This is a genomic window from Kitasatospora sp. NBC_01539 (assembly GCF_045040525.1).
Taxonomy (GTDB): Bacteria; Actinomycetota; Actinomycetes; order Streptomycetales; family Streptomycetaceae; genus Kitasatospora.
On sequence record NZ_CP109390.1, the window covers coordinates 3,808,184 to 3,828,083 of the forward strand.

The 19,900-nt window shown below is 72.7% G+C and carries 16 protein-coding genes, 1 tRNA gene and 1 riboswitch; of the genes, 5 read left to right on the top strand and 12 right to left on the bottom strand.

Going from position 1 to position 19,900, the window contains the following annotated elements:
• Window positions 1–85: 85 nt before the first annotated feature.
• Both OG335_RS16215 and OG335_RS16220 read right to left on the bottom strand, forming a co-directional pair.
• Complete coding sequence (locus tag OG335_RS16215; protein ID WP_405011828.1) at window positions 86–412, bottom strand: hypothetical protein; 327 nt, start codon at window positions 410–412, stop codon at window positions 86–88.
• Between the two features lie 531 nt (window positions 413–943).
• The gene (locus OG335_RS16220) at window positions 944–2,344 is read right to left on the bottom strand and encodes a cystathionine beta-synthase (protein ID WP_405011829.1); all 1,401 of its coding nucleotides are present in this window, start codon (window positions 2,342–2,344) and stop codon (window positions 944–946) included.
• A gap of 144 nt (window positions 2,345–2,488) precedes the next feature.
• Here OG335_RS16220 and OG335_RS16225 point away from each other — a divergent pair, with 144 nt between their 5' ends.
• From OG335_RS16225 to OG335_RS16235, 3 genes are all read left to right on the top strand, one after another.
• Complete coding sequence (locus OG335_RS16225; RefSeq protein ID WP_405011830.1) at window positions 2,489–3,568, top strand: SGNH/GDSL hydrolase family protein; 1,080 nt, start codon at window positions 2,489–2,491, stop codon at window positions 3,566–3,568.
• Between the two features lie 82 nt (window positions 3,569–3,650).
• Window positions 3,651–4,871, top strand: a complete 1,221-nt coding sequence (locus OG335_RS16230; RefSeq protein ID WP_405011831.1) for an acetyl-CoA C-acetyltransferase — start codon at window positions 3,651–3,653, stop codon at window positions 4,869–4,871.
• A 343-nt stretch (window positions 4,872–5,214) separates the two neighbouring features.
• A complete protein-coding gene (locus tag OG335_RS16235) occupies window positions 5,215–6,135 on the top strand; it encodes a hypothetical protein (RefSeq protein ID WP_405011832.1) in 921 nt (306 codons plus the stop codon).
• Window positions 6,136–6,298: 163 nt separating this feature from the next.
• Here the strand turns inward: OG335_RS16235 and OG335_RS16240 are convergent, their stop codons facing one another.
• The 3 genes from OG335_RS16240 to OG335_RS16250 form a co-directional block, all read right to left on the bottom strand.
• On the bottom strand, window positions 6,299–6,682 hold the full coding sequence (locus tag OG335_RS16240) for a hypothetical protein (RefSeq protein WP_405011833.1): 384 nt from the start codon (window positions 6,680–6,682) through the stop codon (window positions 6,299–6,301).
• A gap of 83 nt (window positions 6,683–6,765) precedes the next feature.
• Entirely contained in the window at window positions 6,766–7,668 is a 903-nt protein-coding gene (locus OG335_RS16245) for a Bax inhibitor-1/YccA family protein (protein ID WP_405011834.1), read from the bottom strand.
• Window positions 7,669–7,778: 110 nt separating this feature from the next.
• Window positions 7,779–7,863, bottom strand: a tRNA-Leu gene (locus OG335_RS16250).
• 307 nt (window positions 7,864–8,170) lie between these two features.
• On the opposite strand from OG335_RS16250, the gene OG335_RS16255 reads away from it, so the two are divergent.
• Together OG335_RS16255 and OG335_RS16260 are read left to right on the top strand one after the other, a co-directional pair.
• Window positions 8,171–8,944: an ABC transporter ATP-binding protein gene (locus OG335_RS16255; protein ID WP_405011835.1), complete on the top strand. Its 774-nt coding sequence runs from the start codon at window positions 8,171–8,173 to the stop codon at window positions 8,942–8,944.
• Between the two features lie 45 nt (window positions 8,945–8,989).
• Window positions 8,990–11,548: an ABC transporter permease gene (locus tag OG335_RS16260; protein WP_405011836.1), complete on the top strand. Its 2,559-nt coding sequence runs from the start codon at window positions 8,990–8,992 to the stop codon at window positions 11,546–11,548.
• A 298-nt stretch (window positions 11,549–11,846) separates the two neighbouring features.
• On the opposite strand, the gene OG335_RS16265 is transcribed toward OG335_RS16260, so the two are convergent.
• The 7 genes from OG335_RS16265 to OG335_RS16295 all read right to left on the bottom strand — a co-directional run bounded on the left by OG335_RS16265 (window position 11,847) and on the right by OG335_RS16295 (window position 19,823).
• On the bottom strand, window positions 11,847–13,223 hold the full coding sequence (locus OG335_RS16265; RefSeq protein ID WP_405011837.1) for an NAD(P)/FAD-dependent oxidoreductase: 1,377 nt from the start codon (window positions 13,221–13,223) through the stop codon (window positions 11,847–11,849).
• 428 nt (window positions 13,224–13,651) lie between these two features.
• Window positions 13,652–14,593 carry an exopolyphosphatase gene (locus OG335_RS16270; protein ID WP_405011838.1) on the bottom strand — a complete coding sequence of 314 codons (942 nt, stop codon included), beginning with the start codon at window positions 14,591–14,593 and terminating at the stop codon, window positions 13,652–13,654.
• A complete protein-coding gene (locus tag OG335_RS16275) occupies window positions 14,590–15,249 on the bottom strand; it encodes a DUF501 domain-containing protein (protein ID WP_405011839.1) in 660 nt (219 codons plus the stop codon). Before OG335_RS16275 ends, OG335_RS16270 begins: the two co-directional genes overlap by 4 nt.
• Window positions 15,246–15,686 (bottom strand): septum formation initiator family protein, encoded by a 441-nt coding sequence (locus OG335_RS16280; RefSeq protein ID WP_405011840.1) that lies wholly within the window; start codon window positions 15,684–15,686, stop codon window positions 15,246–15,248. Before OG335_RS16280 ends, OG335_RS16275 begins: the two co-directional genes overlap by 4 nt.
• 96 nt (window positions 15,687–15,782) lie before the next feature.
• Entirely contained in the window at window positions 15,783–17,069 is a 1,287-nt protein-coding gene (eno, locus tag OG335_RS16285; protein WP_405011841.1) for a phosphopyruvate hydratase, read from the bottom strand.
• A 207-nt stretch (window positions 17,070–17,276) separates the two neighbouring features.
• The gene (locus OG335_RS16290; protein WP_405011842.1) at window positions 17,277–18,164 is read right to left on the bottom strand and encodes a transglycosylase family protein; all 888 of its coding nucleotides are present in this window, start codon (window positions 18,162–18,164) and stop codon (window positions 17,277–17,279) included.
• Window positions 18,165–18,168: 4 nt separating this feature from the next.
• A riboswitch (cyclic di-AMP (ydaO/yuaA leader) is annotated at window positions 18,169–18,334 on the bottom strand.
• A 211-nt stretch (window positions 18,335–18,545) separates the two neighbouring features.
• Entirely contained in the window at window positions 18,546–19,823 is a 1,278-nt protein-coding gene (locus tag OG335_RS16295; protein WP_405011843.1) for a cytochrome P450, read from the bottom strand.
• Window positions 19,824–19,900: the final 77 nt, after the last annotated feature.

Sequence of the window (19,900 nt, forward strand, 5' to 3'; positions counted from 1 at the left end):
ACTTGCCATACCTCCATAACGGACAAATGCCCGGTCCGGAAAAGTCCGGACCGGGCATTAGGTGACGTGATTCCCGTCACGGCGACTACTCGACGGTGTACTCGTCCCAGCTCTCTTCCTCGGGGTCGAACTCGGTGTGGGCGGATTCCCACGTGGCCGAGGTGAGCTCGATGCCGGGGACGTCGCCGAGCAGGGCGACGGGGTCGATGAAGTGGGCGAGCGACCCGGAGGGGTCCACCTCGATGGCCTCGACGGACTGGGCGCGCTCCTCGTCGTCCAGGTACTCGTCGTTCTCGACCTGGGCGAGGGCGGCGGCCTTGAGGGCCTGCTCATCGGTGATCTCGGCGATGAGCTCGATGCTGAGGCGTACGTAACGCGGGGCGTCCTGCGCGGGCAGGTCAGTGCTGGTCATGGCGGCGAGCCTAGGTCAGCGGGCCATCGGACCCAAACCGCACCCGCTCGGGCCGGAAAACGAAGCAGGGTTCCCGGTCGGCCCACCCGCCGACCGGGAACCCTGAGTTCGGGAGGGGCCGGCCCCCGGGATACCCGGGGACCGACCGCTCCGACTCCGCCCAGCTCCCCCACCCGGGAGCCGCGGAGACGCGCCTTTCGGCGCGATGGGTGCCGCGGGGGTCACCGCACCCTGTCGATCGCCTCGACCCGAAGGCCTCGGTCTGACAGGGGCGGGACGACGGCAACCCCCGCGGGCGGGACACGGAGGGCCGGGTCAGGGCCGACCGACGTGTCCGTGGTGACTGCGGTACCGGGGAGCCGCTCCCGGTATCCGCTGCCACCATGCTTTGGCGTCTTGCCGTTGACCACTACATTGCACGGCCGTTGTTAATGGCGTGATGCGCAGAGGTGACGTCGGTGTACCAACCGAGCGGCCGGCGGACTTTCACTCCTTCAGCGCACCGATCGGGCCGGGGGCGGTGACGGCTCCTCAGTGCCCGGCGCGGCTGGTGAGGAAGGACAGCAGGTCCTGGCGGGTGACGATGCCCTGCGGCTTGCCGTCCACCAGCACCACCACGGCGTCGGCCTTCTCCAGCACGGTCATCAGGGTGGTGACCGACTCGCCGGAGCCGACGACCGGCAGCGGCTTCGACATCACCTTGTCGAGGGTGTCGGTCAGCTGGACGCGCTGGGCGAAGAGGCCCTCCAGCAGCTCGCGCTCGACGACGGAGCCGATCACCTCGCCCGCCATGATGTCCGGGTGCCCGGCGCCGGGGGAGACCACCGGCATCTGGGAGACGCCGAAGTCGCGCAGCACGCGGACGGCCTCGGCGACGGTCTCGCCCGGGTGCATGTGGACGAACTGCGGGATGCCCTCGTGCTCGACGGCGTCCTTGCGGGCGAGCACCTCGCCGATGTGCTCCTCGTCGGTGGCGGTGGGCAGGAAGCCGTAGTCGGCCATCCAGTCGTCGTTGAAGATCTTGGAGAGGTAGCCGCGGCCGCCGTCCGGCAGCAGCACGACGACGACGTCGTCGGGGCCGAGCCGCTTGGCGACCTCCAGCGCGGCGACGACCGCCATGCCGCAGGAGCCGCCCACCAGCAGGCCCTCCTCCTTGGCGAGGCGGCGGGTCATCCGGAAGGAGTCCTTGTCGGAGACCGCGACGATCTCGTCCGCCACGGTGCGGTCGTACGCGGTCGGCCAGAAGTCCTCGCCGACGCCCTCGACGAGGTACGGGCGGCCCGTGCCGCCGGAGTACACCGAGCCCTCCGGGTCGGCGCCGACGACCTGGACGCGCCCCTCGGAGACGTCCTTCAGGTAGCGGCCGGTGCCGGAGATGGTGCCACCGGTGCCCACGCCCGCGACGAAGTGGGTGATCCTCCCGTCGGTCTGCTCCCACAGCTCCGGGCCGGTCGAGTGGTAGTGCGAGGCCGGGTTGTCCGCGTTGGAGTACTGGTCCGGCTTCCAGGCGTTCGGGGTCTCACGGACGAGGCGGTCGGAGACGTTGTAGTACGAGTCCGGGTGCTCCGGGGCCACCGCGGTCGGGCAGACCACGACCTCGGCGCCGTACGCGCGCAGCGTGTTGATCTTGTCGGTGGAGACCTTGTCCGGACAGACGAAGATGCACTTGTAGCCCTTCTGCTGGGCCACGATCGCCAGGCCGACGCCGGTGTTGCCCGAGGTCGGCTCGACGATCGTGCCGCCGGGCTTGAGCGCGCCGGAGGCCTCGGCGGCCTCGATCATGCGCACCGCGATCCGGTCCTTCACGCTGCCGCCCGGGTTGAAGTACTCGACCTTCGCCAGGACCGTCGCCGTGATGCCCTCGGTGACCTTCGTGAGCTTCACCAGGGGCGTGTTGCCGACCAACTCGATGATCGAATTGCTGTACCGCACGGGGATCCTCCCGGGTAGTGGCGCGTGTGACTGTGGGTATCTAAAGGGTATGGCCACGGATGGCCGACGGCTGCCGGTAGGCACGCGGCGCCGACGGGTACCAAGGGGTACGAGGACTCTGGAAACCGCACAAGGGGGTGCAGGATGCCAGGGGCACAGGCGTCGCGGGCACGGGTCGCCCGCCGGATCGCCACCGCGGCCGCGTACGGCGGCGGTGGGCTCGGACTGCTCGGCGTGGGACTCGCCGGACTGCTGCTGACCGAGAGCCGGCTCGCCATCCGGGCGATCGGACTGCTGGACGGCGATCCGCCGCGGGCGGACGGGGTGTACGGCGACGCGTTCGCCGACACCGGCACGGCGGGCACCGCACCGGACGGGGCGCCGCTCGTCCTGGCGTTCCTGGGCGACTCGACCGCGGCCGGGCTGGGGGTGACCCGCGGCCGGGAGACGCCCGGGGCGCTGCTCGCCTCGGGACTCGCCTCGGTGGCGGAGCGCCGGGTGCGGCTGGTCAACGTGGCCCGCTCGGGCGCCCGCTCGGCCGACCTCGGCCCGCAGGTGGAGCTGGCCCTGCCGCACCGCCCGTCGCTCGCGGTGATCATGATCGGGGCGAACGACGTGACCCGGCGGAGCCCGGCCGCGCAGTCCGTCCGGGAGCTGGGCGACGCCGTCCGGCGGCTGCGGGCGGGCGGCTGCGAGGTGGTGGTCGGCACCTGCCCGGATCTCGGCACGATCAAGCCGGTGCGGCCGCCGCTGCGCTGGGTGGCCCGGCGGGTGAGCCGGCAGCTGGCCGCGGCCCAGACGATCGCGGTCGTCGAGGCGGGCGGCCGGACGGTCTCGCTGGGCTCGCTGCTCGGCCCGGAGTTCGCCGCACGGCCCGAGATGTTCGCCGCCGACCGCTACCACCCCTCCTCGCAGGGGTACGCGACGGCCGCGATGGCGATGCTGCCCTCGCTCTGCGCGGCGCTCGACCTGTGGCCGCAGGACGCGGAGAGGGCCGGGAGCGAGCCGGCGATGGCGCAGGCCGTCCTGCCGGTGGCGGTGGCCGCGGCGGCCGCGGCGGGCCGGTCCGGCACGGAGGTGGCGGCGGCCGGTCCGGACGCGGCCGCCCGCTGGGCCCTGCTGCGGCACCGGCTGCGGCTCGGACTGCCGGGGACACCGGTGCCGGAGGGGGCGTCGGCCAACTCACACCCGGGACCGGGTGACGCCGGAGCTACCAAGCGGTAATTTTCCTCCCGAGCGTCATTGGGGGCCGATCCGCTCCCACAAGTGAATGCTCGCTAGCCGGTCACTCAGCGAGGAGCCCACCATGCCCGAAGCCGTCATCGTCAGCGCCGCCCGTTCGCCGATCGGCCGGGCGTTCAAGGGATCCCTCAAGGACGTCCGCCCGGACGACCTCACCGCCCAGATCATCGCCGCGGCCCTCGCCAAGGTGCCCGGCCTCGACCCGCGGCAGATCGACGACCTGATGCTCGGCTGCGGCCTGCCCGGCGGCGAGCAGGGCCACAACCTGGCCCGCATCGTCGCGGTCCAGATGGGCATGGACTACCTGCCCGGCACCACCGTCACCCGCTACTGCTCCTCCTCGCTGCAGACCACCCGCATGGCGCTGCACGCCATCAAGGCCGGCGAGGGCGACATCTTCGTCTCCGCGGGCGTCGAGACCGTCTCCCGCAGCATCAACGGCAGCTCCGACGGCATGCCGAACACCGAGAACCCCCTCTTCGCCGACGCCAGGGCCCGCACCACCCGGCGCGCCGAGCAGGGCGGCGGCGAGTGGCACGACCCCCGCGAGGACGGCCTCGCCCCCGACGCCTACATCGCCATGGGCCAGACCGCCGAGAACCTCGCGGCGCTCAAGGGCATCACCCGCGCCGAGCAGGACGAGTTCGCCGTCCGCTCCCAGAACCTCGCCGAGGCCGCCATCGAGGCCGGCTTCTGGGCACGCGAGATCACCCCCGTCACCACCCCGGACGGCACCGTCGTCTCGCAGGACGACGGCCCCCGCGCCGGCGTCACCGTCGACGCCGTCTCCGGCCTCAAGCCGGTCTTCCGCCCCGACGGCACCGTGACCGCCGGCAACTGCTGCCCGCTCAACGACGGCGCGGCCGCCCTCGTGATCATGTCCGACACCAAGGCCCGCGAGCTCGGCCTGACCCCGCTCGCCCGCGTCGTCTCCACCGGCGTCAGCGGCCTCTCCCCCGAGATCATGGGCTACGGCCCCGTCGAGGCCTCCCGGCAGGCCCTCGCACGGGCCGGCATGACGATCGGCGACATCGACCTCGTCGAGATCAACGAGGCCTTCGCCGCCCAGGTCATCCCCTCCTACCGCGACCTCGGCATCGACATCGACCGCCTCAACGTCAACGGCGGCGCCATCGCCGTCGGCCACCCCTTCGGCATGACCGGCGCCCGCATCACCACCACCCTGATCAACTCCCTCCAGTGGCACGACAAGCAGTTCGGCCTGGAGACCATGTGCGTCGGCGGCGGCCAGGGCATGGCGATGGTGATCGAGCGGCTGAGCTGAGCCGCGGCGCGGGGCGGGGGTCGCCGGCCGAGGCGGCACCCGCCCGCACCGCACCGCGGGCGGGGACGTGACGCTGCTCGCACCACCCGTTCGGAGTGACACTCCGTAATTGAGGGCCGGATCACATCCGAAAGGTGATCCGGCCCTCGATTTTGCATTTCCGGGCCGTTTCATCGACGCAGCGGAATGGCTCGACTGCGCTGCGTAGAAGGGTTGTACCTAACAATTTGGGGACAAGTGCGGAAGTCCGGCATGAATGGGACATCAGCCACTGCAGCAAACCGCCCGCATGCGGCACTGTGGATGTGCACCCCCGTTCCACTCCGCGCAAGGAGTACATTCCGTGAGCGTCGTCTACATCTCTCTGCTGCTGATCCTGATCGCCGTCGCCACCGCTGTGCTGCTCCAGGTCCGCGCGCTGTCGCGCCGCCTGGAGGCCCGGCACACGTCACCGGTCGCGGCGTCGACCGCGGTCGACGAGGCCTCGATACGCCGGGCGGTCACCGAGGCGCTCGCGGCCGACAGGGAGCGGGAGATCACCGAGGCCCGGGCGTTCTGGGCCGAGCAGGAGGCGCGCGCCGCGGAGGACTCCCCGCTGTTCGACGGGCCGTTCCTGAGCGTGGGCGAGGAGTGGCCGCTGTTCTTCCCGCGGCCGACCGGCCCGGAGAGCGCCGCCGACAACGCGGGTTCGATGGACCCCGGCTTCGGCGAGGCGCTGCGGAACGCGCTGGAGGACATCGTCACGGACGGCCCCGCCGAGGGCGGCCTGCGACCCGGTCACCCCTCCCAGGGCGGCGGCGCGCCGCTGCCCTCCGAGGCCGGCGGTGACGCCCGGGCCCGCCGCGAGGCCGATCTGCTCGCCACCGGCCTGGAGTCCGGCCTGCTGGACGCCGAGGCCGAGCCGGCCGCCGCCCCGGACCCGCGCCGCCACCCGTCGCACCCCGACTTCGTGCCCAGCCAGACGCCGTCCCGCGAGTGGACGGACACCCGGCTCGCCGTGCTCGCCGACGAGCGGATCGCGCTCACCGACGTCCGCCCGGGCCCGCTCGGCACGCTCGACGTGTACGCCTTCGCCGACGGCACCTCGCTGTGCGTGGCCCCCGGCGACCGGGAGGCCGCCTACCGGCTGATCGACGCCGTCCGGGCAGGCGAGGACGTGCGGCTGCTCGGCGGCTCCCGGTTCTCCGGCTCGTACTCGCTGACCTTCTCGACGGACGAGGACGCGGTGTACGTGCTCGCCGACCGCGTGGTCGCGAGCATCTGACACCGGCGGCACGACCAGCAGGACACCGGCCGAGGGCCGGTCGGGCGGCCCCGGGGCTGCGCGCCCGACCGGCCCTCGGCCGTCTCCGCCCACGGCGACGACGACGGGCACCGGCGCGCGGCCGGCCGGGCCGCGAGGCCACGACGGGGGTGCGGCCGGGGGGTCAGGCGGTGACGGCCTCGGCCGCCGCGACGGCCGCCAGGGCCTCCGCGAGCACCTCGGGGCGTCCCCCCGCGGCGGCGGCGAGGTCGTACCCGGCCACCGCGAGCTGGTCGCCGACGGCGAAGGCGCCGGCGTCCGGGACCGTGCGCGGCGGCTCGCCCTCCAGGGCGAGCGCGGTCGCGGCGAACCCGCGGACGAGGGCCAGGACGGCGGCGGCGCGGGACGTGTGGCCGGGTACGGCGGCGAGCAGCCGGCTCTGCGGCATCGAACGGAACCGGTCGGCCAGGCGCTCGACCGCGTCCAGCAGGGCGGCCTGCGGGGCGATCCGCGGGACGGCCTCGGGGTCGGCGGGCCGGACGGCCGCCGGGGGGTGTGCATGGGACATGCGGGGAGCGTATCGGCCCCGGAACGGGTCCGGCCCCGGGAGCGCGTGCTCCCGGGGCCGGACCGTCGTGCACGCGGTACCGGTCAGTCGTCGCCGCGGAGGATGGCGATCAGGCGCAGCATCTCCAGGTAGATCCAGACCAGCGACAGGGTGAGCCCGAAGGCGGCCCGCCAGGCCTCCTCCTGCGGGGCGCCGTAGCGGATGGCCTCCTCGATCTGGGCGAAGTCCAGCGACAGGAAGAAGGCGCCGAGGGCGATGCCGACGAGGCCGACCACGATGCCGAGCGGGCCCGAGCGCAGGCCCATGTCGGCGCCGAAGGCCGAGGCCACGAGGTTGACGAGCAGCAGGCCGAGGAAGCCCATGGCGATGGCCAGGCCGATCCGCATGTAGCGCGGGGTGACCCGGATGCGGCCGCTCTTGTAGGCGACGAGCATCGCGCCGAAGACCACGGCGGTGCCGAGCACGGCCTGGATGGCGATGCCGGGCCAGATGGTGTTGAAGACCTTGGTGATCGCGCCGAGGAAGAAGCCCTCCAGGCCGGCGTAGAGCAGGATCAGCGGGGGGCTGACGCTCCGCTTGAAGGTGACGACCATGCCCACGACGAAGGCGGCCAGCGCGGCGCCGACGGCGAAGCCGTAGTTGTCGGAGGGCAGGGTGAACCACGCGAGTGCGCCGGCGGCGACGAGGGTGAGGAGCGTGAGGGCCGTGCGGGCGACCACGTCGTCCATGGTCATCCGGCCGGTCTGCAGCGGGCCCGCGGAGGGGGCCTGGTACATCTCGGCGAGCTGCTCGTCCGTCAGCTGCGTGCCTGCGGGGCCGGCGTACGGGTTGTTGCCGTACGGGTTGTTGCCGTAGGGGCTGCCGCCGGCCGGGGCGCCGGGGCCCTGCGTGCCGGGGTGGGGCTGCTGGGTGGTGCCGAACCCCGCGTAGCCGGTGTCGCGGGTGAAGGAGCCCTCCCGCGAGAAGACCGGGTTGCTGCTTCTCATGTCATTCCCTCCGGGGCGGCACGGCGCTGCCCACGGAAACAGGGTAATGGTTTGGCAAAGCATTACGCGTACGCCGTGAGGAGGATCTTGCGAACGGCGAAAGTGTGCGCTGGTGCCCGGAGCCGGACTCGAACCGGCACGGCCTCGCGGCCAAGCAGTTTTAAGCTGCCCGTGTCTGCGTTCCACCACCCGGGCGTGAACCGCGCGCCCCTGTACGGGCCCCCTGAGCCTAGTCGTCCGGATCCCCGTTTCGCATGTTCCGGGCATCGGAAGTTGTCATGTTTCCTTGCCATCTGACGAACTGTCCGATATTCACCCATGCCTGCACCCCGATCCGGCCACGCCGGGCGGTCGGGGTCGGGGTCATCCCGGAGGAGGAGGCCCACGGGGGCCGGGTACGCCTGGCGGGGGTCGTGGCAACCGTCCGCCGGAGCGACGTCATCCATGATCGCGCACGGGAGGATCGAACGGTCAGCCGCACTCTCCCGACAGGAGCCCTCCCGTGACCACGACGACCGCATCCGCCGTCCGCACCGGCCAGGCGGCCGCCCGAGCGACCGGCCTGAACAAGGTCTACGGGGAGGGCGAGACCCGCGTGGTCGCCCTGGACGACGTGAGCGTGGCCTTCGGCCGCGGCGAGTTCACCGCGATCATGGGCCCCTCCGGCTCGGGCAAGTCGACGCTCATGCACTGCATGGCCGGGCTCGACACGGTCTCGTCGGGGTCCGCCACGATCGGCGACACCGAGCTCGTGGGGCTGCGCGACAAGCAGCTCACCCGGCTCCGCCGGGACAAGATCGGCTTCGTCTTCCAGGCCTTCAACCTCCTGCCGACGCTGACCGCCCTGGAGAACATCACGCTGCCGATGGACATCGCCGGCACCGCCGTCGACCGCGCCTGGCTCGACCGGGTCGTCGACACCGTCGGCCTCTCCGGCCGGCTCTCGCACCGGCCGTCGCAGCTCTCCGGCGGCCAGCAGCAGCGCGTCGCGTGCGCCCGGGCACTGGCCTCCCGCCCGGAGATCGTCTTCGCCGACGAGCCGACCGGCAACCTCGACTCGCGTTCCGGCGCCGAGATCCTCTCCTTCCTGCGCAACTCCGTGCGCGAACTCGGCCAGACCGTCGTGATGGTGACGCACGACCCGGTCGCCGCCTCCTACGCCGACCGCGTGGTGTTCCTCGCCGACGGGCGGATCGTGGACGAGCTGCTCGCGCCGACCGCGGACACCGTGCTGGACCGGATGCGCCGCTTCGACGCCAAGGGCCGGACGAGCTGACGCTCCGTACGCAGCCCGCCCGACCCCACTCCCCAGGACGCATCCATGTACCGCACCGCACTGCGCAACGTGCTGGCCCACAAGGGCCGACTGCTGATGACGGCGCTCGCCGTCCTGCTGGGCACGGCCTTCGTGGCCGGCACCATGGTCTTCTCCGACACGTTCGGCAAGGCCCTGCAGAACAGCTACTCCAAGAGCTACGCCGACGTCTCCGTGCTGGTCACCGACCCGGCCGCGGACAGCTTCCGCCGGGCCCGGGAGCGCGGCGACAAGCCGCAGGACCAGCTCACCGACGCCACGGTCGCCCGGCTCGCCGCCCTGCCCGGCACGGGGCGGGCCCGCGGCCTGGTCTCCGGCTTCGTCGGCGTCGCCGACCGCAGGGGCGAGCTGATCGGCCAGGGCTGGAGCGCCCGCGGCGCCAACTACCTGCCGGACGCGTCCGGCGCGGACGCGCGGTACCCGATGGCCCGGGGCCGCGGGCCGCGGAGGAGCGGCGAGATCGCCCTCGACCGGGAGACCGCCGACAAGGGCGGGTACACGGTCGGCGACACCGTCAGGATCGCCTCCGACGGGCCCGCCTCCGACGTCCGGCTGGTCGGCGTCTTCACCACCGACGACCCCGAGGTCGGCTCCGGCAGCTCGCTGACGCTGTTCGACAACGCCACCGCCCAGCGGCTGCTGCTAGACCCCGGCCGCTACAGCGGCATCGCCCTCACGGCGAAGCCCGGCGTCGCGCAGGGCGCACTGCTCGCCCAGGCCGTCCCCGCCCTCCCCGCCGGTGACCGGATGGAGGCCCGGACGGGGCAGGAGCTGACGGACACCCAGGCGAAGCAGATCGCCGAGGGCACGTCCGGCATGAAGACGGCGCTGCTGGCCTTCGCCGCGATCTCGCTCTTCGTGGGCGTCTTCATCATCGCGAACACCTTCACGATGCTCGTCGCCCAGCGCACCCGGGAGCTCGCCCTGCTGCGGGCCGTCGGGGCGTCCCGCGGGCAGGTCGTCCGCTCGGTGCTGGTGGAGGCGCTGCTGATCGGCGTGATCGCCTCGGCCGCCGGTCTCGCGACCGGTGTGGGCATCGGCGCGGGCATGCAGGCCCTGCTCGGGGCGATGGCCCCCGGCATGCCGTCCGGCAGCCTGGTGGTCGCCCCGGCGACCGTCCTCGTGTCGCTGCTGACCGGCGTGCTGGTGACGGTGGTGTCGGCCGTGCTGCCCGCCCTGCGGGCGGCCGGGATCGCCCCGGTCGCCGCGATGAGCAGCGGCGACCAGCCGGTGAGCCAGAAGAGCCTGATCGTGCGCAACAGCATCGGCGGCGTGATCGCCGGCGGCGGTCTCGGCCTGGTCGCGTACGGCGCCTCGCTGGGCGGCGACGCCGGCCGGATGGCCGTCGGCGGCGGCGCGGGCGTCGCGCTGATCGGCATCTTCCTGCTGCTGCCGCTGCTCTCCCGTCCGGTGGTGGCCCTGGCCGGGCCGCTGCTGCGCGGCACGGCCGGCACCGCCGGACGGCTCGCCCAGCAGAACGCGGTGCGCAACCCGCGCCGCACGGCGGCGACCGCCGCGGCCCTCACCATCGGCCTGACCCTGGTGAGTTCGCTGACCGTGATCGGCACGTCGGTGGACGACGCCGTGGGCCGCGCCGTCACCAGCGGCATGCGGGCCGACTACAGCATCAAGACGGCCAACGGCATCTCGCCGGACCCGGCGCTGGCGGACGCGGTGGCCAAGGTGCCCGGGGTGTCCGCGGTGAGCGCGATGACCGACGTGTACTGGAAGCTGGGCACCCGCGAGCGGGCGATCAGCGGCGTGGACCCGGACGCGATCGACCGGCTGGTCGCCCTGGACATGGCGGGCGGCACGGCCGCCGCGCTGAAGCAGGGCCTGGTCCTGGTCGAGGCCGAGACCGCCCGCAACAACGGCATGACCGTCGGTTCGACGCTGCCCGTCGAGTACCCGGACGGGCAGAGCGGCACGGTGACCGTGGGCGGGCTGTTCCGGAAGAACGAGCTGCTCTCCCCCGTGGTGATGGCCAACGCCGACGTCCTGCGGCACACCGGGGACCCGTACGTCACGCAGATCCTGGTGAAGGGCGCGGACGGTCCGTCGGCCGGCCTGCGGGCGGCGATCAAGGACGCGACCGGCAGCAACCCGGTGATCGACGTGAAGACCAAGCAGGACATCCGGGAGGAGTTCAGCTCGATCATCACCTTCATGCTGAACCTGATGTACGGCCTGCTGGCGATGTCCGTCCTGGTCGCGGTGCTCGGCGTGGTCAACACGCTGGCGATGTCCGTCTTCGAGCGCAAGCGCGAGATCGGCATGCTGCGCGCCATCGGCCTGGACCGGCGGGGCGTCAAGCGGATGGTCCGGCTGGAGTCGGTGGTGATCTCGCTCTTCGGCGCGGTGATCGGCGTCCTGCTCGGCTGCTTCCTCGCCTGGGCGGTCAACGGCACCCTTGAGACGAGCCTGCCCGGCCTGGACACGGTGCTGCCCTACGGCAAGCTCCTCGCCTTCCTGGCGCTGGCCGGGCTGGTGGGCCTGGTGGCGGCGATCTGGCCCGCCCGCCGGGCGGCCCGGCTCGACATCCTCGGCGCCATCAAGACGGACTGACGCAGCGCCACAGGGCCCCGGCCACCCCCGCACGGAGGGGGCCGGGGCTCTGCCGCGCGCCCCTCGCGGCAGAGCCCGCGCACAGGGCGCCCGCGGGGTCGCGTACGCCCCGCCCGGGGCCTCCCCGGCCGGGCACGCCGAAGGCCCCCGCCCGGTTACGGCGGGGGCCTTCGGTCACTTCTGTACTCCGCCCGACTCGCACGGCCGGCTGAGCACCACGGAGGTCGTGGTCCGGCGTCGTTGCCGGGCGGAGGGCCTCCGACTCATACCCGGCCCACCAGGGCCGGGTCGCAGTCGCCTACTTGCTGGTCGCCAGCTCCTTCTCGGCCGGCTTGGCGGCCGCCGGGACGGCGGGCCGGGCGGCGGGGGCCGCCGCCTCCTGGAACGCCTCGAACGGCTTCTCCATCTCGGCGAGGCCGACGGTCTCGCGCTTGAGGAACATCGCCAGCGTCCAGTCGGTGAAGACGCGGACCTTGCGGTTCATGGTGGGCACCCGGCTGCCGTGGTACAGGCGGTGGAACCACCAGGCGGGACGGCCCTTCAGCTTGTACTTGCCGAAGAGGATCGCCACACCCTTGTGCAGGCCGAGACCGGCGACCGCACCGAGGTTCTTGTGCTTGTACTCCTTCTGCGGGAAGCCCCGCATGCCGGAGATCACGTTGTCCGCGAGGACGAGCGCCTGACGCACCGCGTGCTGGGCGTTCGGCGGGCACCAGGCACCCTCGCCGACGGCGAGGTCCGGCACCTGGGCGTTGTCGCCGGCGGCCCAGACGTAGTCGAAGCCCTGCACCTGGAGGGTGGTGGCGGTGTCCACGTGGCCGCGGGGGCCGAGCGGGAGGCCGAAGTGGTTCAGGACCGGGTTCGGCTTCACGCCGGCCGTCCACACGATGGTGGAGGCATCGGCCTCGACGCCGTTCTTCAGCACCACGTGCCGGTCGACGCAGGACTCCATCGAGGTCTCGATGTAGATCTCGATGTTGCGCTCTTCGAGCTTCTCCTTGGTCCACAGACCGAGGTCCGGGCCCATCTCGGGGAGGATCCGGTTGGCCGCCTCGACGAGGATGAAACGCATGTCCTCGCGGCTGACGGTCTTGTAGATCTTCGCCGCGTCCCGGGCCATGTCCTCGACCTCGGCGATGGTCTCGACGCCGGCGAAGCCGCCGCCGACGACCACGAAGGTCAGGGCCTTGCGCCGGATGTCCTCGTCCGTGGTGGACTCGGCCTTGTCGAGCTGCTGCATGACGTGGTTGCGGAGGCTGATCGCCTCCTCGACCGTCTTCATGCCGATGCCGTGCTCGGCGAGGCCGGGGATCGGGAACGTGCGGGAGACCGAGCCGGTGGCCACGACGAGGTACTCGAAGGGCAGCTCGTAGGACTCGCCCGCTGCGGGCTGGATGGTGGCGACCTTGCGGGCGTGGTCCACACCGGTGACAGCACCGGTGAGCACCTCCGCCTTCTTGAGGGCGCTGCGCAGCGGCGCGACGAGGTTGCGAGGCGCGACGTTGCCGCCGGCCGCCTCGGGAAGGAAGGGCAGGTACGTCATGTACGACCGCGGGTCGACGACCGTGACGGTCGCCTCCCCGTAGCGCATCTTCTTGAGGATGCGCATCGCGGCATACAGGCCGACGTAACCACCGCCGACAATGAGGATGCGAGGACGCTCCGTGGTGCTCATATCCGAAAGTATCCACCCCCCTCGGACCGGCACTTCGTGAGGCCCTTCACAAGCCTCTGGACACCCTCTGCTACACTGCGCGGCCGCGTTTCCGGGGCATGGCGGTCCGCTCACGCGGACGGACGGGCGGGGGTGAGCCCGCGGGGGGCGGTGCCCTCGCTGAGCAGCAACGTTCCCGGCGGAGGCCGAGTTCCCGAGCATTTTTTCGAATCCATCGCCGCGCAGCAGGCCGGGCCTGTGATCCGGTGGTTCGACACGGAGGGCGACCTTGGGTCCCACATATCGGACGGACCGGGCCCCGGAGTCCGACGAAAGACTGGTCGGCCATGTGAAGAAATTCACGAAGGTTCTCGTGACACGCCGTGCAGCGCGCGGCCCCGGGTGCCACCAAGGCACTCCGGGGCCGTTTCCGTAAGGACCGCCGACCGTCAGGAGGCAATACTCCAGGCGATGCCGTCGAGGATGTCGTGCTCGCTGACGACCACCTCCGCGGCCCCCGTCCGCTCCATGATCTCCAGCAGCACGAGCGCACCGGCCGCGATCACGTCGACCCGCCCGGGGTGCATCACCGGGATCGCCGCCCGCTCCGCGTGCGTCGTGGTCAGCAGCCGCCCGGTGACCTCCCGGACCTGCTCCACGGTGAGCCGCGCGTGGTGGATCCGCTCCGAGTCGTACGCCGGCAGGCCGAGCACGATCCCGGCGACGGTGGTGACCGTGCCGGCCAGGCCCACCAGGGTGGCCGCCCGGGTCAGCGGCACCGCCTCGGCCGCGGTGTCCAGCGCCGCCCGGACGTCCGCCCTGGCGCGCGCGATCTGCCCCAATGTCGGCAGCTCGGACTCGGCGAAGTGCCGCTCGGTCATCCGCACGCAGCCGATGTCGACCGAGCGGGCCGCCTCCACCTCCGCGCCGCCGAGCACGAACTCGGTGGAGCCGCCGCCCAGGTCGAAGACCAGGTAGGGAGCGGCGAACGGCTCCCCCGTCAGCTCCTTGGTGGCACCGGTGAACGAGAGGCGCGCCTCCTCGTCCCCGCTGACCACCTCGGGGGAGACCCCCAGGATGCCGCGGACGCCCTCGGTGAACTCGGCCGCGTTCTCGGCGTCGCGCGAGGCGCTCGTCGCGACGAAGCGGATCCGGTCCGCGCCGACGCCGTGCGCGGCGACGACCCCCGCGTACTCGCGGCACGCCGCGAACGTGCGCTCCAGCGCGTCCGGGTGGAGCCGGCCGGTGGCGTCGACGCCCTGGCCCAGCCGGTTGATGACCATGCGGCGGTCCAGGTCGGTGATCCGCCCGGTCGCCGGGTCGAGATCCGCGATCAGCAGCCGGACGGAGTTGGTGCCGCAGTCGATGGCGGCGACCCGGGTGGTGGTCACTTCTCCCCCTCCTCGTCCGTCAGGCGCTTCTTCTCCGCGCGCTCGACGGCCTTGCGCTCCTTCTCCGCGATCACCGCGGTGTGGTCCTGCGCCTTCGCCCGGTTCTTCGCGACCCGGGCACCGGCCGCCTCGACCTCCGCCGGGGAGACGCACGGGCCCTTGGCCCACCAGTCCTCCAGCATGCCGATCGCCTCGTCGCCGAGCGGGTTGACCCCGGGACCCGCCGCGAGGGAGTGGCCGACCAGCACGTGCAGGCACTTCACCCGGTCCGGCATGCCGCCGGCGCTCGGGAAACCCTCCAGCACCTCGACGGCGTCGCGCCGCGCGATGTAGTCGTCGTGCGCGGCCCGGTACGACGCGGCCAGCTCCGGATCCTCGGCGAGCCGGGCGGTCTGGTCCTTCATCACGCCGCCGGCCTCCAGCGTGCCGATCAGCGACGCGGCCCTGGGGCAGGTCAGGTAGTAGAGCGTGGGGAACGGCGTGCCGTCGGGCAGGCGGGGGGCCGTCTCGACGACGTCCGGGTTGCCGCACGGGCAGCGGTGGGCCACCCCGCGCAGACCGCGCGGGACCCGTCCGAGCTGCGCGGCGATGGCGGCGACGTCGGCCTCCGCGGTGACGCCGTCGGAGGCGGGCTGGGGGTGCTGTTCAGAGGTCATGGGGCGCTGTCTTCGTGAGGGGCGGGGGCCTGGTCGGCCAGGTCGACCGATTCCAGGACGGTGGTGTACCAGGGCTTGGCGGCCCTCGCCTGGCCGGAGGGCAGGGCGTCGGCGGAGTCCGGGCCCGGCGCGGCGGACCGCGAGGGGTCGACCGAGACGAACGGCGTCTCCCCGGGCATCGCGAAGTGCAGCCGGGCCCGGGCCTGCGCCTTCACGTACTCCGGGTCCTGCCAGCGCGCCCGCTCACGGCGGAGGTCCTCCACCTGCCGGCGGGCCTGCTCGGCGCGGGCCCGCTGGTCGGCGATCTCGGAGCGCTGGGTCAGGAACTGGCGGGTGGGGTAGGCGAGGATCGCCACCAGCGAGCAGAGGACGAGCACGAGCACGGTCGCGCGGCTGGTGAAGCGCGGACGCCCCGCCAGTCCCGGGATCTTCCACATCGCTCGTGCCCCTCCTGCTCGCACCGGTGCCCCGGCCCCACCCTACGGGGTGGGAGCCGGGGCACCGGTCCTGCGGCTGTGTGTCAGCGGCGGTTGTCAGCCCTCGTGCTTGAACCGCGGGAACGCGCCGCGGCCGGCGTACTGCGCGGCGTCGTCGAGGATCTCCTCGATGCGCAGCAGCTGGTTGTACTTGGCGACGCGCTCGGAGCGGGCCGGGGCGCCGGTCTTGATCTGGCCGCAGTTGGTGGCGACGGCGAGGTCGGCGATGGTGACGTCCTCGGTCTCGCCGGAGCGGTGCGACATCATGCAGCGGTAGCCGTTGCGCTGGGCGAGCTCGACGGCGTCCAGGGTCTCGGTGAGCGAGCCGATCTGGTTGACCTTCACCAGCAGCGCGTTGGCGGTGCCGGACTCGATGCCGCGGGCCAGACGGGTCGGGTTGGTGACGAACAGGTCGTCGCCGACCAGCTGCACCTTGTCGCCCAGCTTGTCGGTCATGGCCTTCCAGCCGTCCCAGTCGGACTCGTCCAGCGGGTCCTCGATGGAGACGAGCGGGTACGCGGCGACGAGCTCGGCGTAGTAGTCGATGAGCTCGGCGGAGGAGATCGCCTTGCCCTCGAAGGTGTACGCGCCGTCGTTGTGGAACTCGGAGGCGGCGACGTCCAGGGCGAGCGCGACGTCCTTGCCCGGGGTGTAGCCGGCCTTCTTGATGGCCTCGACGATGAGGTCGAGCGCCTCGCGGTTGGAGTCGAGGTTCGGCGCGAAGCCGCCCTCGTCGCCCAGGCCGGTGGAGAGGCCGCGCTCCTTCAGCACGCCCTTGAGCGTGTGGTAGACCTCGACGCCCCAGCGGACGGCCTCGGAGAAGGACTCCGCGCCGATCGGGGCGATCATGAACTCCTGGATGTCGACGTTGGAGTCCGCGTGCGACCCGCCGTTGAGGATGTTCATCATCGGCACGGGCAGGACGTGCGCGTTCGGGCCACCGAGGTAGCGGAACAGCGGCAGGTCGCTGGCCTCGGAGGCCGCGTGCGCGACGGCGAGGGAGACGCCGAGGATGGCGTTGGCGCCGAGCGAGGACTTGTCCGGGGTGGCGTCCAGGTCGAGCATGGCCTGGTCGATCAGGCGCTGCTCGGTGGCGTCGTAGCCGACGAGCTCCGGGCCGATCTGCTCGATGACGGCCAGGACGGCCTTCTCCACGCCCTTGCCGAAGTAGCGGTTCTTGTCACCGTCGCGCAGTTCCAGGGCCTCGAAGGCACCGGTGGAGGCGCCGGACGGGACGGCGGCACGGCCCGTGCTGCCGTCGTCGAGACCCACCTCGACCTCGACGGTGGGGTTGCCGCGAGAGTCGAGGATCTCACGGGCTACGACGACATCAATGGACGGCACGAAGCATCTCCTAGCGGAAGCGGATGTGGGTCGTTACGACCTGAGCCTAACGGCACGGCGCCCCAGGGCCATGCCGGGCATGGCGCTGTCTCACCGTGTGACCGGGCTACTCGCCGGTAGTTCACCTGGGGGACCCGTACACCGGACCGCCCCGCCCCCCGGGTGGCGGCCCCGGGGGCGTGCGGTCGTACGCGCGGTGCCGGTCCGTCAGTCGAGCTGCAGGAGCTGGCCCGGGAGGATGAGGTCCGGGTCCTCGCCGACGACCGGGCGGTTGCTCGCGTACAGCCGCTCCCAGCCTCCGGTCAGGCCGCGGGTGGCGACGATGCCCGACAGGCAGTCACCGGGCTGCACGGTGTACGCCTCGCGGCCGATCGCGGGCACCGGCACCGCCTGCGGGGCGTGCCCGGCCCCGCCGTCCGCCGCGTCGCCCGACCCGTCGCCCGATCTCTCCTCCGACCCGGTGCCGGCCGGTTCGATCTCGGCGGGTTCGGTCTCGGCCGGTTCGGTCCGGGCGGGTTCGGCGGGGGCGGGCGGCACGTGGCGCTCGAAGATGTCGCGGTGCGCCGTCCAGTACCAGCCGCCGTCCTTCTGGTACCAGTACACGCTGCTGCCCGCGTCCCAGCCGCCGCGGCCGGAGAAGACCGGCGCACCGCCGGAACGGGTCGCGGTGGCGGGCGCCGCGGCCGGCGCGGTCGTCGCGGTCGTCGCGGAGCCGCCGCCTCGGGTCAGGCCGGCGCGTTTGGAGCAGACGGGCCAGGCGCCGGGCCCCTGCGAGGCGAGCACCTTCTCGGCGACGGCGATCTGCTCGGTCTTGCTGGCCTGGTGCGCGTAGGCGGCGTACCGGGCGCCGCCGAAGCCCTTCCAGGTGCGGGCGGTGAACTGCAGTCCGCCGTAGAAGCCGTTGCCGGTGTTGATCCGCCAGTTCCCGCCGCTCTCGCACTGGGCGACCTTGTCCCAGACGGAGACGGGCGCGGCGTGCGCGGCGGCCGCGGTGAGCAGCGGCATGGCGAGGCCGACGCCGGTGACGCCCGCGACGGCGACCGCCTTCTCGGCGGACGTCCGACGACGGTGGCGGCCAGGTCCGGTGAAGATCATGGGTGGTCCCTCTCCGAACGCCTGCGAGGTGAGCTGTCGGGTTCGGACCGGGAGGCTGGCCCGGCCGCGGCCGCAGGAGGGGACCTGCTGACGCGGCTTCACCCCTAGCCGTGGGGACGGCGACGTACGTGGTTCCCCCGCCCCTGTCCTGGTCTCGGTCGGTCGTCCCGGGGCGCGGCGGACAGGATTCGGCGTTGTCGCGCCCGGGGCCCGCTGGCGCGAGCTGTCCGGAGAGTAGGCAGATGCGATGACCGATCACAAGCTCATATCGGCGTTATCACGCAAGAATTACGACGCACCGTTCATCGGGCACGAACAAAGCCGTTTTGTCCTGATTCGCTCGTGTTCACCCGGACGGCCCGCCCGCCGGTCGACACACCGTCAGTCCGCGGCCCGCCCCGTCTCCGGGGTGAAGGAGACGGGCAGCTCGCGCAGGCCCCGCATGATCAGGCCGCCGCGCCAGCGCAGGTCCGCCGGATCCGCGTCCAGCGCGAGGTCCGGCAGCCGGGTGAGCAGAGTCGCGAGGGCGGCCCGGCCCTCCAGCCGGGCGAGCGGCGCGCCGATGCAGTAGTGGATGCCGTGCCCGAAGCCCAGGTGCGGGTTGTCCGTCCGGGCGAGGTCGAGGGTGTTCTCGTCGGCGAAGCGCGCCGGGTCGCGGTCGGCCGCGGCCAGCACCACCAGCACCGGGTCGCCCTCCGGGATCGCCATCCCGCCGATCTCCAGGGGGCGGGTCGCGAACCGCCAGGTGGCGAGTTCCACCGGGCCGTCGTAGCGCAGCAGTTCCTCGATGCCGGTCTCCAGCAGGCCGCTCTCGCCGCGCTCCACCGACGCCTGCAGCAGGGCCCGCTGGCCGGGGTTGCGCAGCAGCGCGTACAGGCCGTTGCCGATGAGGTTGACGGTGGTCTCGAAGCCCGCGAACAGCAGGATGAAGGCCATCGCGGCGGCCTCGTTCTCCGTGAGGTGCTCGCCGTGGTCGCTGGCGCGGATCAGGCCGGAGATCAGGTCGTCGCCGAGGTCGGCGCGCTTGCGGTGGATGAGGTCCGCCAGGTAGGTGCGGATCCGCTTCACGGCGCGCCCGACACCGCCGCGCTGCGGCGCGCGCTGCCCAGGCTTCGTGTGGCGCAGCATCATGCCCGCCCAGTCGCAGAAGTCGTCCTGGTCCTCGGCGGGCACCCCGAGGAGGTCGCAGATCGCGTAGATGGGCAGCGGGAACGCGAACTCGTGGATGAGGTCGGCCGTGCCGCGGGCGGCGAAGCCGTCGATCAGCCGGTCGGTGAGCTGCTGCACCCGCGGCTCGAAGGCGGCGATCCGGCGCGGCGTGAACGCCTTCGACACGAGCCGGCGCAGCCGGGTGTGGTCCGGCGGGTCGATGTTCAGCAGATGCGTCATCAGGTCGGCCTGCCGCTCCCCCGGGATGCCGACCCGGCCGCTGCGGTGGGCCTGCGCGCTGTGGTGCCCGGGGTTCTTGGAGAGCCTGCCGTCGGCCAGGGCCTGCCGTGCGTCGGCATACCGGGTGACCAGCCACGCGTCGACGCCGCTGGGCAGCGTGGTGCGGTGCACGGGCGCGTGTTCCCGCAGCCAGGCGTACGCGGGGTAGGGGTCTGCGGCGAACTCCCACGTGAAGAGTTCGGGCCGGTCGGGCCGGTGTGTGTCGGGCATGTCCCCGACGGTATCCGCTGCCGTCCGGCGAGCCGGTCGGCCCCGGGAGGCGTGAGCCTGGTCACCTGGGGGGTAAT

Bases quoted from the DNA above. Each gene is read 5' to 3' on its own strand.
- OG335_RS16245 (WP_405011834.1), bottom strand. From the start codon at position 7,668: ATGAGAAGCAGCAACCCGGTCTTCTCGCGGGAGGGCTCCTTCACCCGC.
- OG335_RS16265 (WP_405011837.1), bottom strand. From the start codon at position 13,223: ATGAGCACCACGGAGCGTCCTCGCATCCTCATTGTCGGCGGTGGTTAC.
- OG335_RS16230 (WP_405011831.1), top strand. From the start codon at position 3,651: ATGCCCGAAGCCGTCATCGTCAGCGCCGCCCGTTCGCCGATCGGCCGG.
- OG335_RS16240 (WP_405011833.1), bottom strand. From the start codon at position 6,682: ATGTCCCATGCACACCCCCCGGCGGCCGTCCGGCCCGCCGACCCCGAG.
- OG335_RS16215 (WP_405011828.1), bottom strand. From the start codon at position 412: ATGACCAGCACTGACCTGCCCGCGCAGGACGCCCCGCGTTACGTACGC.
- OG335_RS16280 (WP_405011840.1), bottom strand. From the start codon at position 15,686: ATGTGGAAGATCCCGGGACTGGCGGGGCGTCCGCGCTTCACCAGCCGC.
- OG335_RS16225 (WP_405011830.1), top strand. From the start codon at position 2,489: ATGCCAGGGGCACAGGCGTCGCGGGCACGGGTCGCCCGCCGGATCGCC.
- OG335_RS16260 (WP_405011836.1), top strand. From the start codon at position 8,990: ATGTACCGCACCGCACTGCGCAACGTGCTGGCCCACAAGGGCCGACTG.
- OG335_RS16275 (WP_405011839.1), bottom strand. From the start codon at position 15,249: ATGACCTCTGAACAGCACCCCCAGCCCGCCTCCGACGGCGTCACCGCG.
- OG335_RS16290 (WP_405011842.1), bottom strand. From the start codon at position 18,164: ATGATCTTCACCGGACCTGGCCGCCACCGTCGTCGGACGTCCGCCGAG.
- OG335_RS16295 (WP_405011843.1), bottom strand. From the start codon at position 19,823: ATGCCCGACACACACCGGCCCGACCGGCCCGAACTCTTCACGTGGGAG.